10 protein-coding genes are annotated in these 15,705 nt (G+C 72.3%); 4 read left to right on the top strand and 6 right to left on the bottom strand.

Translation table 11 applies throughout. The features are described from left to right. Positions 1-86 precede the first annotated feature (86 nt). From CRT23_RS08480 to CRT23_RS08495, 4 genes are all read right to left on the bottom strand, one after another. Positions 87-2,084: a HAMP domain-containing methyl-accepting chemotaxis protein gene (locus CRT23_RS08480; protein ID WP_103709334.1), complete on the bottom strand. Its 1,998-nt coding sequence runs from the start codon at positions 2,082-2,084 to the stop codon at positions 87-89. A 139-nt stretch (positions 2,085-2,223) separates the two neighbouring features. After that, positions 2,224-3,486 (bottom strand): cytochrome P450, encoded by a 1,263-nt coding sequence (locus CRT23_RS08485; protein WP_103709335.1) that lies wholly within the window; start codon positions 3,484-3,486, stop codon positions 2,224-2,226. Further along, positions 3,483-4,775: an FAD/NAD(P)-binding oxidoreductase gene (locus tag CRT23_RS08490; protein ID WP_103709336.1), complete on the bottom strand. Its 1,293-nt coding sequence runs from the start codon at positions 4,773-4,775 to the stop codon at positions 3,483-3,485. The genes CRT23_RS08485 and CRT23_RS08490 overlap by 4 nt, the downstream gene beginning before the upstream one ends. Next, positions 4,772-5,038, bottom strand: a complete 267-nt coding sequence (locus CRT23_RS08495; protein ID WP_055952804.1) for a ferredoxin — start codon at positions 5,036-5,038, stop codon at positions 4,772-4,774. The genes CRT23_RS08490 and CRT23_RS08495 overlap by 4 nt, the downstream gene beginning before the upstream one ends. 241 nt (positions 5,039-5,279) lie before the next feature. Here CRT23_RS08495 and CRT23_RS08500 point away from each other — a divergent pair, with 241 nt between their 5' ends. Together CRT23_RS08500 and CRT23_RS08505 are read left to right on the top strand one after the other, a co-directional pair. Further along, positions 5,280-7,406 (top strand): TonB-dependent receptor, encoded by a 2,127-nt coding sequence (locus tag CRT23_RS08500; RefSeq protein WP_103709337.1) that lies wholly within the window; start codon positions 5,280-5,282, stop codon positions 7,404-7,406. Positions 7,407-7,521: 115 nt separating this feature from the next. Further along, the gene (locus CRT23_RS08505) at positions 7,522-7,806 is read left to right on the top strand and encodes a hypothetical protein (RefSeq protein WP_103709338.1); all 285 of its coding nucleotides are present in this window, start codon (positions 7,522-7,524) and stop codon (positions 7,804-7,806) included. A 139-nt stretch (positions 7,807-7,945) separates the two neighbouring features. On the opposite strand, the gene CRT23_RS08510 is transcribed toward CRT23_RS08505, so the two are convergent. Both CRT23_RS08510 and CRT23_RS08515 read right to left on the bottom strand, forming a co-directional pair. Next, positions 7,946-8,320 carry a DUF6481 family protein gene (locus CRT23_RS08510; protein WP_055952794.1) on the bottom strand — a complete coding sequence of 125 codons (375 nt, stop codon included), beginning with the start codon at positions 8,318-8,320 and terminating at the stop codon, positions 7,946-7,948. Between the two features lie 251 nt (positions 8,321-8,571). Beyond that, positions 8,572-8,781, bottom strand: coding sequence for a cold-shock protein (locus tag CRT23_RS08515; protein ID WP_055952791.1), 210 nt, complete (start codon positions 8,779-8,781; stop codon positions 8,572-8,574). A gap of 560 nt (positions 8,782-9,341) precedes the next feature. Between CRT23_RS08515 and CRT23_RS08520 the strand changes: the two genes are divergently transcribed. Both CRT23_RS08520 and CRT23_RS08525 read left to right on the top strand, forming a co-directional pair. Then, complete coding sequence (locus CRT23_RS08520) at positions 9,342-11,309, top strand: autotransporter assembly complex family protein (protein ID WP_103709339.1); 1,968 nt, start codon at positions 9,342-9,344, stop codon at positions 11,307-11,309. Beyond that, on the top strand, positions 11,309-15,703 hold the full coding sequence (locus CRT23_RS08525) for a translocation/assembly module TamB domain-containing protein (RefSeq protein ID WP_103709340.1): 4,395 nt from the start codon (positions 11,309-11,311) through the stop codon (positions 15,701-15,703). The genes CRT23_RS08520 and CRT23_RS08525 overlap by 1 nt, the downstream gene beginning before the upstream one ends. Positions 15,704-15,705: the final 2 nt, after the last annotated feature.

Below are 15,705 nucleotides of genomic sequence, written 5' to 3' on the forward strand. Positions count from 1 at the left end.
ACGCGGCGCCGCCTTCGGGGTCCGCGGGGGGCCGCGCAAGGGCGCGGCCGCGGGACGAACCACCCCGCCGCCGCGCCCGGCTGCAATCAGGCGGCCCGGATGGCGTCGAGGAAGACCTCGACCTCGCGCTGCACGGCCACGGCCTGGGTCGAGAGCTCGCCGGCCGCCATCATCACCTGCTGGGCGGCGCTGCCGGTCTCGCCGGCCGAGGCCAGGACCTCGGCCACGTTCACCGAGACGTCCTGGGTGCCGCGCGCGGCCGCGATGGCGTTGCGGGAGATTTCCCCGGTCGCCGCCGTCTGCTCGATCACGGTCGCCGTGATGGTCTCCGTGATGGTGTTGACCGACCCGATGGTCTGGCTGATCTGCCGGATCGCCGTGACGGCCTGGGCGGTCGCCTGCTGGATCGCCGCGATGTGTTCACCGATCTCGCCCGTGGCCCGCGCCGTCTGGCTGGCCAGTTCCTTGACCTCCGTGGCCACCACCGCGAAGCCCCGGCCGGCCTCGCCGGCCCGCGCCGCCTCGATCGTGGCGTTGAGGGCGAGCAGGTTGGTCTGGCCCGCGATGCTGGAGATCATCGTCACGGCGTCGCCGATCTGCTCGGCCGCCGCCGACAGGGAGGCCATCGCCACGTCGGTGGCCTGGGCTTCCCGGGTGGCCGTGGCCGCCACCGTGTTCGACTGCTGCACCTGGCGCTCGATCTCGCGCAGGGAGGCGACCATTTCCTCGGCCGCCGAGGCGACCGTCTGGACGTTGGCGGAGGTCTCTTCGGCCGCCGTCCGGGAGGCCTGTGCCTGGTGGCTGGTCGCGTCGGCCACGCCCGTCATGGAGCGGGCGGTGGCGTCGAGTTCGGTGGCGGCCGAGGTGACGATGCCGATGGCCCCGCCGATCGTGCGCTCGAACCCTTTGACCAGGTCGTCGACGCGGTCGGCGCGGCGCTGGCGGGCGGAGCGCTCCGCGACTTGCTGCGCCTCCAGTTCGATGCGGGCGATGGCATTCTGGCGGAAGACCTCGACGGCCTGGGCCATCGCACCGATCTCGTCGGTCGCATCCTGTGACGGCACCGTGATCGCGGTTTCCCCCGCGGCCAGGCGGGTCATGGCCTCCGTCATTCCGGCGATGGGCCGGATCAGGCTGCGGGCGATCAGGAAGGCCAGCGTGCCGCTCAGGATCAGCGCCAGGGCGATGAGGCCCTGCTGCAGGCGCTCGCTGCCCTGCACGCTGGCCTGGGTCGCCGCCGAAATCTCGCCCATCCGCGCCTCGGCCATGGCCTGTGCCTTGGCGGCGATGGACAGGATGGTCGCCAGCTTCGGCTTGATGTCATCCTCGAACACCACGCGGCTCTCCTCCAGGGCCTTCGCGGCGTCCTGGAAGGCCGTGCCGTAGACCTGGAGGGCATCGTCGGCCAGCTTCAGCGCGACGCCGAATTGCCGGGCGGGATCGAGCTCGCGCAGGGCCTTGGCGGCGGCGGCCGCCTTGCGGTTGTTCTCCGCGAAGGTGGCCGGCCCACTGGGGTCCATCGTGGCCAGGAAGCGCCAACCGGCCACCCGCACCAGAAGCATCGCACTCTCGACCGCCTGGGCTTGGCTGAGCTGTGCCTCGTTCCCCTTCGACCGGATCTCCGCGATCAGGGCGCCGGTCAGGCGGGTCAGTTCGTTTCCGCCCCCGAACAGGCGCGTGCGGGCCGTGGCCACGGTGGCGCTGCTGGTGCCGAAGCGGACGACGTCCTCCCGCAGATCCTCGCCCCGGTCGCGCAGTTCGGCGTAGAGCTTCCGGCGCTCCTCGGAAATCGTGTTGTTCGTGACGCTCGTGCTGATGCCGACGATCCGGCGGCGGGTCTCTTCGAGTGTCGTCAAGGTCTCGGGCTTCGCCGAGCTCTTGTACTCGAGCGCCTGGGCCGCGAAGCGATCGGTCAAACCCACGACGGTGATGATGTTCCGCGTGTTGAGTTCGATCCGATTGCGTTGCTCGAACCGGCCGAGAAGATCCTCGAACTGGTACTGGGCCGCTCCACCGATCCCGGCCGTGAGGAGCATCAACGTGCCGAAACCGGCATACAGGCGCCTGCGGATACCGAACTTCATGATGGCGTCTCGAACAGATGTGTTGCGACGCCGACTCTTCAAGACAACCTATAAATCCCGGTTAAGAACACAGTATTTGTTGCGAAAAGTCTGCAGCATTCTGGCTCATGGCTCCCAATCGACTGGACTAAATTGGTTCTTAGCCTGCGGACGATGCCCGGGGCGCGATCCCGTCGATGACGAGGCGCAGGTGCTTGGGACCGCGCAGGGCGGAGCCGGGCCGGTAGGGCGGCGGATCGATCGAGAGGCGGGGGTTCTTCAGGCGCTGGGCCAGCGCCACCAGGGCGGCCTCGACCTCGAAGCGGGCCAGGGGTGCGCCGACGCAGTAATGCAGGCTGCCGCCGAAGCCGAGATGGCGGTTGTCGGCCCGGTCGGGATCGAAGCGGTCGGGCTCGGCATAGACCGCGGGATCGCGGTTGCCGGAGGCCAGCAGCAGCACCAGGGGGGCACCTTCCGGGATGGTGACGCCGTTCTGGCTGATCGGGCACAGGGTCTTGCGGGTGCGGAACTGGACCGGGGGCTCGTAGCGCAGCAGCTCCTCGACGACCCGGGGCGCACGGGCCGGGTCCTCGCGCAGGCGCCGCAGCTCGTCCGGGTGGCGGAGCAGGGTCAGCATGCCGCTGGTGATGAGGTTCACCGTGGTCTCGTGGCCGGCCACCAGCATCAGGATCGCGGTGGCGATGAGGTCGAAGTCGCTCATGCGTCCGCGGCCGTCGACGCTTTCGGTGGCGAGACCCGACAGCATGTCGTCCTGCGGGTCCTTGCGCTTCTGCGCGATCAGGCCCTGCATGTACTCCGAGATCGCATCGAAGGTGCGGCTGTTCTCGGCGCGCAGGTCGTCGTCCTGCAGGGTGTCGGGTTCGAGGGCCGTGGCGAGCTGCGTCGCCCAGCCGTGAAACTGCGCCTCGTCCGCCGGCGGGATGCCGAGGAGTTCGCAGATCACCGTGACGGGGAGCGGATAGGCGAGGTCGTCGACGATATCGATGGCCGTCGCATCGCCGAGCTTGTCGAGGATCTCGTCCACGAGGATGTGCGAGCGGGCCCGCAGGGCCTGGACCCGCTGCGGCGTGAACTGCTGCATCACGGCGGCGCGCAGGTCGTCGTGGTCCGGTGGATCGCGGAAGATGAAGGGCCGGTGGGTGTCGGTGATGTGGTCGCGCACCGGCTTCACCAACCAGTCCTTGAGCGGATTGCCGGTTTTCGGCCGGTCGGCCGGCGGCAGGGTCTCGGAGCTGACCCGCGGGTCGTGCAGCAGGCTCGCGATCGCCGCGTGGGAGGCGGCCACGTAGGTGCCGTCCTCCTGGCGCGAGACGGGGCATTCCCGCAGGCGGGCGAAGAGCGGGTACGGATCCGGCCGGGCGGCCTCGTCCTTGATCTGCGCGAACAGGGTGTGGTCGCTCATGCCTCGTCCTTGTGGGCAGGGTCTGGGAAGGCCGGCGGCAGCACCGTGAAGGGGCCGGCATCGACGCCGCCGGTCTCCGGCGGGAACGGCGCCCCCGCGGCGATGTGCTCGGCATAGGTCGGGAGCCAGCGGCCGCAATCGAAGGCCACGGCGGCGATGCAGCGGCCCGCCTGGCCGTAGACCGCCACGAAGCGTCCCGCCTTCAGGCTGCCCCGGGCCACGACGAAGCCGTCGGCGCCCGTGGTTAGGCCCACCGACTTGATGGTGATGCCGCCCTGGCTTGACCAGAAGGCCGGCACCGCGCGGTAGGGCTCCGGCGCACGGCCCGCGAGGAGCCGGCCGGCATGCTGGCCCTGCGCCACGGCGTGGCCCCAATGTTCCAGGGCGATGCGGTGGCCGGGATAGAGCGGGTGCGGAAACCGCGCGACATCGCCGGCGGCCGCGATTCGCGTGTCGGGCCGCTCGGACTCGTCGAGGACGTAGCCCTGCGCGTCGCAGTCGATCCCGCCTTCGTCGAACGCGAGGCCCGAGCCGGCGAGCCAGCCGGTGTTGCGCACGGCGCCGAGGGCCACCACCACGACGTCGGCCGGCAGGACCGTGCCGTCGGCGAGACGGACCCGCGCCACGCGGCTGGCGCCGTCATCCTCCAGGGCCGCCACCTTCACGCCGCTGCGGATGGTGGTGCCGAGGCTGGCATGCAGGGCCTCCACCACGGAGCCCAGATGCTGCCCGAGCACCTTGGCGAGCAGGGTCGGGCCGGTTTCCACCAGGGTGACGCTGAGGTCGAGGGCCCGGGCCGAGGCGGCGACCTCGCAGCCGATGAAGCCGCCGCCGATGATGACCACGTGGGCCGGGCCGGCGGCGAGGTCGCGCCGCAGGGCCTCGGCCTCGTCGCGACCGCGCAGGGTATGCACCCCGGCGAGCGTCGCCTCGGCGGGGTTCGGCCAGGCCCGCGCCGAGGCCCCGGTGGCGATGAGCAGCCGGTCGTAGGGCACCGCCTCGCCGCTCGCGAGGCTCACGGTCCGCCGGGTGCGGTCGAGGCCCGTGGCCGGGTCGCCGAAGCGCCAGTCGGCCTCCAGGTCGACGCGGCTCGGCAGCGTCGTGGCGTCGGCCGCGACCTCGCCCGTCAGCACCGCCTTCGAGAGGGGCGGCCGGTCGTAGGGGCGATGGGGCTCGGCCCCGATGATGGTCAGGGGACCGCGGAAGCCCGCCTGCCGCAGGCTCTCGGCGCCGCGCAGGCCGGCCAGCGAGGCCCCCACCACCACGACCCGCGTCTCGGCGTCGCTCATCGCGGGTCGGCCCCGGCATCCTCGACGCGGATGGCCTGGACCGGACAGGCGATCCGGGCGCGCTCGATGTCGTCGCGGGCGGCGGCCGAGGGGGCCGGGTCGTAGTGCAGGGCCTCGCGGCCCTTCAGGACGAAGTGGTCGGGCGCCGCGTAGCAGCACTGGGCGTAGGCCTGGCAGAGGTTCAGGTCGACGGTGACCCGCAGGCCCCCGGCGGCGCGCCGCCCGTCGGCGCTCGGCCGGTCGTGATGGTTCAAGTCGGACATGCTTGCGCAATGTGCCCAGCCCGCACAGGGTTCCGCGTCGCCCGCGCGGTACGGAGACGCGGTTCGAGATGCGGCCACGCCCGCGATCCTCTGCGACGCCGACGAACAGCGGTGATGCGCCCGGGCCACAGGCGGGCGCGAAGCGGGGCCCGGCCGCGAACAGCGCTTGTCATACAATAACATCCGTATCATGAAACATTATAACATTGAGTGATGGGGTGAGCGGGTGCGGCGATCGCGGATGGTGTGGGCCGGCGCGGCCCTGGCGGGGGCCGGTCTCGGGGCGAATGCCGGCGCGGCGCAGCAGGCCCAGGCAACCTTGGACGAGCTCAGCGTCACCTCGCCGAGCCCGATCCAGCCCGTTCGCGGGGCAGGCGGCGGCGCGGGCGAGCCCGGCGCGTCGTTCCCGGTGGGCGTGCTCCCGGTGGTGACCAGCACCTACTCGCCCGTCACCGTGGTGACGCAGCAGCAGATCGCCCGTGACCAGCCGCGGACCCTTGGGGACGCCCTGTTCGACCGCCCGGGCATCTCCTCCTCGACCTACGCGCCCGGCGCCGCCAGCCGGCCCATCATCCGCGGCCTCGACAATGCCCGCGTGCGCATCCAGGAGAACGGCGTCATCAACAACGGCGTGTCGGACCTCGGCGAGGACCACACCGTCCCGGTGAACCCCCTGGTCAGCGACCGGATCGAGGTGATCCGCGGACCCGCCACCCTGCGCTACGGCTCCGGGGCGATCGGCGGCGTCGTCTCGGCCGAGAACAACCGCGTCCCGACCTTCATCCCGGCGAACGGGGTCTCGGGTCAGGTCACGACCGGTTTCTCCAGCGTCGACAACGGGCGCCTCGGCGCCGCGACCGTGGATGCCGGCAAGGACGGCATCGCGGTCCATGCCGACGGCTTCCGCAGCGCCACGGACAGCTACGCCGTTCCGGGCGGGATCCAGCGCAACTCGGCCACCGAATCCCAGGGCGGCTCCGTCGGCATCTCGGCCATCGGCGACCGCAGCTTCCTCGGCATCTCTTTCAGCCACTACGATGCGCTCTACCAGATCCCCGGCGGGGAAGCGGCCGAGAGCCGGACCCGCCTCGACCCGCGCCAGGACCGGGTGGTCGCCCGCGGCGAGTACCGTCCGCTCGACGGTCCCCTCGAGGTGATCCGGTTCTGGGCCGGCGGCTCGGTCTACCGGCACGACGAGCGCGGCATCGGCGAGACCGGGATCGACGGCATCCAGGCCACCTTCAAGAGCCGGGAGGCCGAGGGCCGCATCGAGGCCCAGCACGTGCCGGTCTTCAGCGCGCTCGGCACGCTCACCGGCGCCCTCGGCGTGCAGACCGGACGGCGCGTGCTCAACACGCAGGGCGAGAGCTTCCTGCCGCCGACGGAATCGCGCTCGAACGCGGTCTACCTCTTCGAGCAGCTCGATGTCGGCCACGGCCTGCGCTTCCAGGCGGCGGGCCGCATCGAGGGTACCCGCTCCTCCAGCACCGCGGTCGAGTTTCCGAGCGACTACCTGCCGGTCGAGGGGCAGGACCCGGCCTCCTTCGCCCTGAAGCGGCGGTTCGCCCCCAAGAGCGCGAGCTTCGGCGCCCTGCAGGACCTGCCCTACGGCTTCGTGGCGAGCGTGAACGGCTCCTACGTGGAGCGGGCGCCCACGGCCTACGAGCTGTTCTCGCAGGGACCGCACGACGCGACCGCGACCTTCGAGATCGGCGATCCGCGGCTGAAGCTCGAGCGCGCCCGCACGGTGGAGATGAGCATCCGCCGGGCGCAGGGCCCGCTGCGCCTCGACGCGACCGGCTACTACACCCGCTATACCGGCTTCATCTACAAGCGCGACACCGGCAACCGCTGCGACGACGACTTCGCCTCCTGCGGCGGCGGGGATGAGCTTCGGCAGATCGTCTACTCGCAGCAGAACGCCACCTTCTACGGCGCCGAGATCGCCGCGCAGCTCGACGTGATCCCGGTGGGCAACGGCTGGGCCGGCCTCGAGGCGCAGTACGATTTCGTCCGCGCGCAGTTCGACAACGGCGCCTACGTGCCGCGCATTCCCCCCCATCGCCTGGGCGGCGGCGTGTTCCTGGCGACCGATGGCTGGTTCGCCCGGGTGAACCTGCTGCACGCCTTCGACCACGTGGAGATCGCCCCGTTCGAGACGGTCACGCCCGGCTGGAACGACCTGCGCGCCGAGGTGAGCTACACCAAGGCCGTCGATCCGGCCCTCTACGGCGCGAGCGAAGTCACCCTCGGGCTGCAGGGCCGCAACCTGCTCGACGACGACATCCGCAACTCGGCCTCGTTCAAGAAGGACGAGGTCCTGCTGCCTGGCCGCAACGTCCGACTTTTCCTGACGGCGCGCTTCTGAGCCGCGGCGCGTCCTCTCAGCGCCGTGAAGATAAAAGCCGACGCGGGGCCCCAACCGTGCTACACGGAGCCAACCCCGCACGACTCCGTGCCCTGGGCAACCCCATGAGGCCCAAGTGGCAAATGCGTTCAAGAGCGGTGCGTCGCAGTCGCGATCGACCAATGATTTCAACGAGCGCGCGAAGCTCCTGTCCGAGCGCCTGGGTGCAATCGAGAAGCCGGTCCAGATGAAGCGCGGAAACGCGCCGCGTCGCACCTTCAAGGCAGGCCCGCGTCCTGAAGAGGAGACGGCAGAGCCGGCCGAGGCTCACAACGAGGCTCAAGACTCCGCCGAGGGTCAAGACGCCGCTGAGGGCCACGAGGGCGAGGACGGCGAGTCCGAGACGCGCTCCGAGGCCTGAGGACACACCGGGTTCGCCCGATCGTCCCATACGCCTGATCGTCCAACGAGAAAGGGCCGACGCACCGCGTCGGCCCTTTTTCATGTTCGGTGCTGTTCCGTCCGGGTCCGGGCTCTGCCGAAGCGGCCCGTCCAGCCCGTCAGCGACGTGCCTTGGCCTTGCGGGCCGCGTAGCGGGCATCGCGGGCCGCCTTCTTGGCGGCGAGCTCGGCGGCCTTCGCCTCGGACGCGGCCAGGGCCTCGGCCTCTTCGCGTGCGATCTGCGCAGCGAGCTCGGCTTCCTCACGGGCACGCTTGGCTTCCGCTGCGGCCTTCTCGGCGGCAATCCGGGCAGCCTCGCGCTCACGGGCGCGCTCGTCTCGGGCGCGGGCGACCTCGGCGCGGGCCTGCGCCTTGGCGATCATCTCCGGGTCGTCGGCCGGAGGACGGGCCTTGAATTTTTCCAGCAGCATCTGCTTGGCGCTGAGGGAGTTCTTACGGCGGTCGTCGAAATTCCGATAGTCGAAGGCGCCCATCTGACCTTTCTCATGTGGTGAGTCGCCCGCATCCGGCGTGGAGCACGCGCGGCATGGGGCCGTGAAAAAACCGGTTTTCAGCTAGTCTTGCACTGCAACAGCCCCATGCCCGACTGCCTGCCGGGAATCAACAGAAGCCGCCCGTCGGAAAGCGGCTTCTGACAGGTTGTTGAAACGAGGCCTCAGCATTCGGGCCTCGTCGGGCCGGTCAGGGGCGCCCGAACGGGGCGACCCGGACCGGCGGACCGCGATCAGGCGGCCTGGAGGTTGCCGGCCGACTGCTTGCCGGTGCGGCGGTCGTTCTCGATCTCGTAGGAGACCTTCTGACCTTCGATCAGGTTGCGCATCCCGGCGCGCTCCACGGCGGAGATGTGAACGAACACGTCCTTGCCGCCGTCATCCGGCTGGATGAAGCCATAACCCTTGGTCTCATTGAACCATTTCACGGTGCCCGTGCTCATGGTGCTGTTCTCCTGAAGCGTTGTTTTGCCTGCCATCGGCTGCCCGGTACCCGCGTAAGCGCGCGCGGGCACCCGAGGCGCAGGGTCGTCGGATGGGATGTGAGATCGAAGCGGCACCCGCGGACAGGGCTGGCGAGCAGTCCTGGAAAAATGGGCGGGTGCGCTACCCGGAATGAGCCGGCCATGGAGCGATGGTTACAAAGTTAGGAAGCCTGCGACGCAAGGACAAGGCGCCAGCCAAAGCCGGGTTCCCTGCCCGCTTGCGGAAAGCCCTGGCGGGGCCGCCCCTGCGGCGAACCGCGCAACCGTCACTGTGCCTGGGGGTGGCGGGGCCCGCCACGGTTGCTGCACTGCCCCCGGACCGGTACTCTGGCGATCAAGGGATGGGGCCCCGAAAGGCCCCGGGACGAGACGGCGATGCGGGACCAGCGGCAGGGCCGCGGCCTGGAAGGGGATGGAATGGCAGGGCCTGCGACGCATCGACGAGAGCCGGGAGCGCCTGCGCCCCGGGCTCGCCGGAACGGCCATTCGTGACGCGAATTCGGGGGCGGATTCGTCGTATGTCGGTCTGGCGGCTCGCCTGTGCCGCCTGGCCGCTGGTCCTCGGTACCACCGGGGCCGGGCTCGCCGTAGGGCCGGCCCGGGCCTTCGACCTGTTCGGCCTGTTCGGCTCCGAGGAGGAGCCGCCGGCCCCGAGCGCCGGCGCCCTGCCCTACACGGTGAAGTTCTCCGGCATCGATGACGACGACGTCCTGCGCGCGCTGCAGGACACCTCGTCCCTGTATCGCCTGCGCCAGGAGGCACCGCCGGATGGCGAGGGCCTGGTGCGCCGGGCGGAGGCCGACCAGCGCCGTCTCGCCGACGTGCTCTCGGGCTACGGCTACTACCAGGGCACCGTCGCGATCCGCATCGACGGCGTCGCCCTGGCCGGCGAGTCCACCGTGGTGTCGGCGGCCCGTGCCGCCGAGGCGTCGCGCTCCCGTGCCCTGGTGCCGGTCAAGGTCGTGGTCGATCCCGGCCCGCTCTACACCCTGCGCTCGATCCGCGCCCGCGACACCCGGGGCAATCCGTTTCCCGAGGAAGTCCTGCCGGAGCGCTTCAGCCGCGTCGGGGACGACGTGCCGGCCCGCTCGGCGACGGTGCTGGCCCGCGAGGCCAAGATCGTCGATCGCTTCCGCGCCCTGGGCCATCCCTTTGCCAAGGCTGTCGCCCGCGATCCCGTGGTGGACGATGCCGCCCACGTCATGGACGTGACCTACACGATCGATCCGGGGCCGATCGCCGGGCTCGGCGAGGTCGCGGTGCGGGGCACCAAGGACCTCGATCCGGCGGTGGTCCGCTCGTTCATCTACGCCGAGCCGGGCGACCCCTATTCGCCGAAGGCCGTGTCGGATATCCGGCGCTCGGTGGCCAAGGTCGAGGGGCTGGGCTCGATCCGGGTGCGCGAGGGCGAGACCCTCGATCCGTCCGGCAACCTGCCGATCTTCGTCGACGTCACCGAGCGTGAGAAGAACCTGATCGGCGTCGCGGCCCGCTACTCCACCGTCGACGGGCCGGGCATCCGGGCCTACTACGCCAACCGCAACCTGTTCGGCGGCGGCGAGACCTTCCGGGTCGATGCCGACATCTATTATCTGGGCAACGATCTCTACGCCAAGCAGCGCAAGGCCGCCGGCATCGACTCGAACGGCCTGGGCGGCCGGCTCTCCGCCACCTTCGTCAAGCCGGCCCTCTGGGGCACCCGCAACGACTTCATCGCCAACGTCTTCGCGGGCCGCGAGGCGCAGCAATCCTACGTCAGCGACGCGGCCGGCGGCACCGTCGCCCTGCGCCACCGCTTCTCCGACACCTTCTTCGCCCAGGTCGGCCTCGACGGGCAGGCGGGGCGCGCGCAGGACGCGCTCGGGAAGGTCGATTACCGCCTCGTCGGCGTGCCGCTCTCGGTGAACTACGATTCCACCGACAACCTGCTCGATCCGACCGAGGGCGTGCGCCTCACCGCCTCGGCCACGCCCTATGCGGGCTTCCTCGGCTCCGACCCGTCGATCTTCGTCGCCAAGGCGCAGGGCTCGACCTACTACGCCTTCGACGACGAGGCCCGCTACATCCTGGCCGGCCGCATCGGCTTCGGCTCGATCTCGGGGGCGAACCTCGAGGACATCCCGGCCAACATCCGGTTCTTCGCCGGCGGCGGCGGCTCGGTGCGCGGCTTCCCCTACCGGACGCTGGGACCGCGCGGGCCCTTCAACCTGCCCATCGGCGGGCGCAGCCTGCTCGAGGCCTCGGTGGAGGCGCGCATCAAGGTCACCGACACGATCGGCGTGGTGCCCTTCATCGACGCCGGCACCGCCTTCGCCGGCAGCCTGCCCGATTTCGACGAGCGCATCCGCTACGCGGTCGGCCTCGGCCTGCGCTACTACACCGGCATCGGCCCGATCCGGGTCGACGTCGCCTTCCCGATGGACCGCATCAAGGGCAACCACGAGCGCCCGGTGGCCCTGTATATCAGCCTGGGGCAGTCCTTCTGATGGCCTTCTGGACCGCACGGACCGCTCGGAGAGCGACCCTTCCGCCCGCGCCGCAGCCACCCTCCCGCGCGAAGGGGAGAACAACCGTCCGCCTCGCGGCCGCGGCCCTGTGCGTCGCGGTGTTCGCCACCAGCCCGGCCACCCGCACCCGCGCCGACGAGGGCGAGAAGACCGTCCTGGGCGGGCTCCTGTCGAAGGCCCTGTCGACGCCGGGATCGCGCGTCGCCATCGGGGCCGTCGACGGCGCCCTGTCCTCCGACGCCACCATCCGCGACGTGGCGATCAGCGACGCCAACGGCGTCTGGCTGAAGCTCGACCGGGCCCGGCTGGTCTGGCGCCGTCTCGCCCTGCTCTCCGGCCGCCTGGAGGTGGAAACCCTGGAGATCGGGCGCCTCGAGGTCCTGCGTCGTCCCCTGCCTGCCCCGGTCTCGGCGACGCCGGAGCCCGACGGATCGCTGCTGCCCGACCTGCCGGTGAAGGTGGAGGTCAAGGCCTTCACGCTGGCCGAACTCGTCCTCGGCGAGGCCCTGGCCGGACAGCCGGCCCGCCTGACCGCGCAGGGCCGGGCCAAGCTCGGCGCCCCGTCCGAGGGCCTCGACCTCGATGTCGCGGTGCGCCGCCTCGATGCCGAGGGGCGCTTCGGCGCGCGGCTGCTGTTCGTGCCGAAGGGCGAGACCCTCGAGCTCAAGACCACCCTGGTGGAGCCGGCCGGCGGCCTCCTCTCCAAGGCCGCCAACCTGCCCGGCACGCCGCCGATCAACCTCGACCTCGACGGGCGGGGCACCCTGGATGCCTGGAACGCGCGCCTCGACTTCGATGCCGGGCCGGACCTCGGCGCCCGCGGCACCGCACGCATCTCCCGCATCGGCGCCGAGCGGCGTCTCGCCCTCGACCTGGCCTCGCGGATCGAGGGCCTGCTGCCCGGCCCGGCCGCGGCGATCTTCTCGGGCACGACCAAGCTCGATGGCGGCCTGCGCTTCGCCGATAGCGGCGCCTTCGGCATCGACCGCCTGGAACTGACCTCGCGCACCGCCCGGCTCGAGGCCCGCGGGACCCTCACCGCCGACCGAGTGGCCGACTTCCTCGTCTCCGCCCGGGCCGTGCCCACCGAGGGCGGCGTCACCAAGGCGGCGGAGGCCGAGCTCGACACCCTGGTCTTCGACGGCAGCCTGAAGGGCGCCATCGCGCGGCCCACCGTGAACGGCACGCTGAAGGCTGCGGGCCTGCGCGCCGGCGGCTCGGCCCTGGAGCGGGTCGACGCCACCCTGTCGATGCTGCCGGCCGGACCCGACCCGTCCGCGGCCCGCTTCGCTCTCGCGGCCGACGCCCGGGTCGACGGCCTGCGCCTCGCCGATCCGGCCCTGCGCCGGGCGATCGGAGCGCGGGCCGCGCTGACCTTCCGCGGCACCCTGCAGCCCGACGGCATCCTCGATGTCGCCCAGCTGACCCTCGACGGGCCGACCGCGAAGGCCGCCTATGCGGGCCGGGTCGGCCAGAACACCCTCACGGGCACCGTCGACGCGGCCCTGTCCGACCTCGCGGCCTTCTCGGAGGTCGCCGGACGGCCCCTCGCCGGGACCCTGACGGCCCGCGCGGCCCTGACCGGCGACCCCGCCCGCAAGGCGGTCAGCGCCGATGTCGACCTGCGCACCAGCGGCCTCGTCCTCTCGCTCCCGGCCCTCGACCGCACCCTCGGCGCCGCGCCGCGCTTCAGCGGCCGGCTCTCGCAGGTCTATGACGGCTACGCCTTCGAGGGCGCCCGCCTCGAGGGGGCCGAGATCGTCGGACGCCTCGACGGCCGGGCCACCGCGCGCCTCGCCGACGCCAAGCTGGTGGTGGACCTGAAGGACCTGTCCACCCTCGACCCGAAGCTCGCCGGGCGCGCCCTCCTCGACGGGCGGCTCAGCGGCACGCTGGAGACCCCCGACCTCACCGCCACCCTGACGGCGGGCGAGGCCCGCGCCCTCGGCCGGCCGCTCCGCGACCTGCGGGTCGAGACCGCCCTGAAGGACCTCACCGGCGCCCTGGACGGCACCCTGCGCCTGTCCGGCGACGTCGCCGGCAAGGCCCTGCGCGGCGACGCGCACCTGGCCCGGCCCACGCCGGACGCCTGGACCCTCGACCGCCTCGCCTTCCGGCTGGGCTCCGTCGCCCTCGACGGCCGCGCCGCCATCGACGCCCATAGCCTGCTCACCGAGGGGGCGCTCACCCTCGCGGCCGGCAACCTCGACGACCTCGCGCCCCTCGCGCTGACGCCGATGGCGGGCAACCTCGACGCCGCCGTCACCCTGTCCCGGGCGGGGGGGCGCCAGGATGCCGCCGTGAAGGCGACCGGAGCCGCGTTGCGCTTCGGCGCGATCGGCCTGTCGCGCCTGGACGCCGACCTCACCGGGCGCGACCTGCTGGCCCGGCCCGTGGTCGACGGGCGGGTGAACGCCGACCGCATCGTCGCCGCCGGCCAGAGCCTGGACACCGTCCGCCTCGTGGCGGTCGGTGCGCCGAATGCCAGCGACATCACCCTGAGCGCGAAGGCGCGCGGCTTCGATCTCGACGGTGCCGCCCGGCTCGTGCCGGGGGAGCGGACCCGCATCGACCTGTCGCGCTTCTCCGCGGTGCGCGGCGGTGACCGCCTGGCTTTGGCCGGGCCGGCGAGCGTCACCCTCGACGGCGGCTCGGCCGTGATCGACACGCTCGTGGTGGCGGCCGGAAGCGGACGTCTCAGCCTCTCCGGCCGGGTCGGCCAGACCCTCGACCTCAAGCTCGGCCTCCGCAGCATGCCCCTGGCCCTGGCCCGGATCGCTTCGCCCAGCCTCACCCTGTCCGGCACCCTGGACGGCGAAGCCGACCTGCGCGGCTCGGCCAGCCGGCCCGAGGGGCGCTACGCCCTCACGGTCGCTCGCCTCGTCACGCCCGAGACCCGCAAGGCCGGCCTCCCGCCCATCGACGCCCGGGCGAGCGGAACGCTGAGCGACGGACGCGCCGGCATCGACGGACGGGTCTCCGCCGGGCGCGGGGCCGAGATGACGGTGACCGGGTCCCTGCCGGTGGCCCCCGGCGAGGCCCTCGCGGTGAAGCTGCGCGGCACCCTCGACGCGGCGCTCGCCAACAGCCTCCTCAGCGTCGGCGGCCAGCGCGTCGCGGGACGGATCGCCCTCGATGCCGGGGTGACCGGCACCCTGGCCGCGCCCCGGGCCGAGGGCGCCGCCACCCTCACGGGCGGGTCCTTCAACGATCCGCTCCAGGGCATCCGCCTCACCAACATCGAGGGCCGCGTCACCGGCCGCGGCGACACCCTGGTGGTGGAACGCCTCACGGCCCAGACCCGCAATGGCGGAACCCTGCGCGGCGACGGCCGGGTGGCCCTGGAGCCCGCCGCCGGCTTTCCGGGCTCGCTCCGGGTCTCGGCCGAGCGGGCGGAGCTCGTCTCCAGCCCGCTCATGACCGCGGTGGCGAGCCTCAACCTCGCCCTCACCGGGCCCCTCGCCCGGACCCCGAAGATCGCCGGCCGGATCGACCTCGTCTCGGTCGACGTCTCGGTGCCGGACCGCCTGCCCGCCACGGTGCAGCCCCTGCCGGAGATCCGCCGGGTGAACACGCCGCCGGAGGTGCGCGCGCGCCTCGCCGCGCGGGCCGACCGCCGGGCCAAGGTCGCGGCCCTCGGCAAGCGCGGCAAGGTCGCCCCGCCCTTCGACGCCACCCTCGACGTCGCGGTGAACGCCCCGAACCGCATCTTCGTGCGCGGCCGCGGCATCGACGCCGAGCTCGGCGGCGCGCTCCGGATCACCGGCTCGTCGCGGGACCCCGTGGCCACCGGCGATTTCGAGATGCGCCGTGGCCGCCTCAGCGTCGTCGGCCAGCGCCTCGACTTCACCCGCGGGCGCCTCACCTTCGGCGGCGAGATCGCCACGCCCGACCTCGACTTCGTGGCCGAGACCAAGGCGGCCGAGGTGACGGCGCGGATCGCCGTGACGGGCCCGGCCAACCAGCCGAGCTTCCTCCTCACCTCCGACCCGAGCCTGCCCCAGGACGAGGTGCTGTCGCGCCTGCTGTTCAAGAAGGCGTCGGGGGGGCTGTCGCCGTTCCAGGCCCTGCAGCTGGCGCAGGCCGTGGCGCAGTTCTCCGGCGGGGCCGGCGGCGTCGACGTGTTCGAGCAGGCGCGCAAGGGCCTGGGGCTCGACAGTCTCGACGTCTCCACCGGCGCCAGCGGCGGACCGGCGCTCGGGGCCTCGCGCTATCTCAGCGACCGCCTCAGCGTCGGCGTGAAGGCGGGCGCCAAGCCCGCCGACACGGCGGCGACGGTGGATTACGACGTGACCCGGCGGGTCAAGATCCAGGGCGAGGCCGGCAGTGACGGCCGCACCGCGGTGGGCGTCGGGGCCGAGTGGGAATATTGAGC

The sequence above is a fragment of the Methylobacterium sp. V23 genome (assembly GCF_002917135.1).
GTDB lineage: Bacteria > Pseudomonadota > Alphaproteobacteria > Rhizobiales > Beijerinckiaceae > Methylobacterium.

Coding starts and splice junctions, on each gene's coding strand:
- CRT23_RS08525 (WP_103709340.1), top strand. CDS start 11,309: ATGGCCTTCTGGACCGCACGGACCGCTCGGAGAGCGACCCTTCCGCCC.
- CRT23_RS08510 (WP_055952794.1), bottom strand. CDS start 8,320: ATGGGCGCCTTCGACTATCGGAATTTCGACGACCGCCGTAAGAACTCC.
- CRT23_RS08495 (WP_055952804.1), bottom strand. CDS start 5,038: ATGTCCGACTTGAACCATCACGACCGGCCGAGCGCCGACGGGCGGCGC.
- CRT23_RS08480 (WP_103709334.1), bottom strand. CDS start 2,084: ATGAAGTTCGGTATCCGCAGGCGCCTGTATGCCGGTTTCGGCACGTTG.
- CRT23_RS08490 (WP_103709336.1), bottom strand. CDS start 4,775: ATGAGCGACGCCGAGACGCGGGTCGTGGTGGTGGGGGCCTCGCTGGCC.
- CRT23_RS08515 (WP_055952791.1), bottom strand. CDS start 8,781: ATGAGCACGGGCACCGTGAAATGGTTCAATGAGACCAAGGGTTATGGC.
- CRT23_RS08500 (WP_103709337.1), top strand. CDS start 5,280: ATGGTGTGGGCCGGCGCGGCCCTGGCGGGGGCCGGTCTCGGGGCGAAT.
- CRT23_RS08485 (WP_103709335.1), bottom strand. CDS start 3,486: ATGAGCGACCACACCCTGTTCGCGCAGATCAAGGACGAGGCCGCCCGG.
- CRT23_RS08520 (WP_103709339.1), top strand. CDS start 9,342: ATGTCGGTCTGGCGGCTCGCCTGTGCCGCCTGGCCGCTGGTCCTCGGT.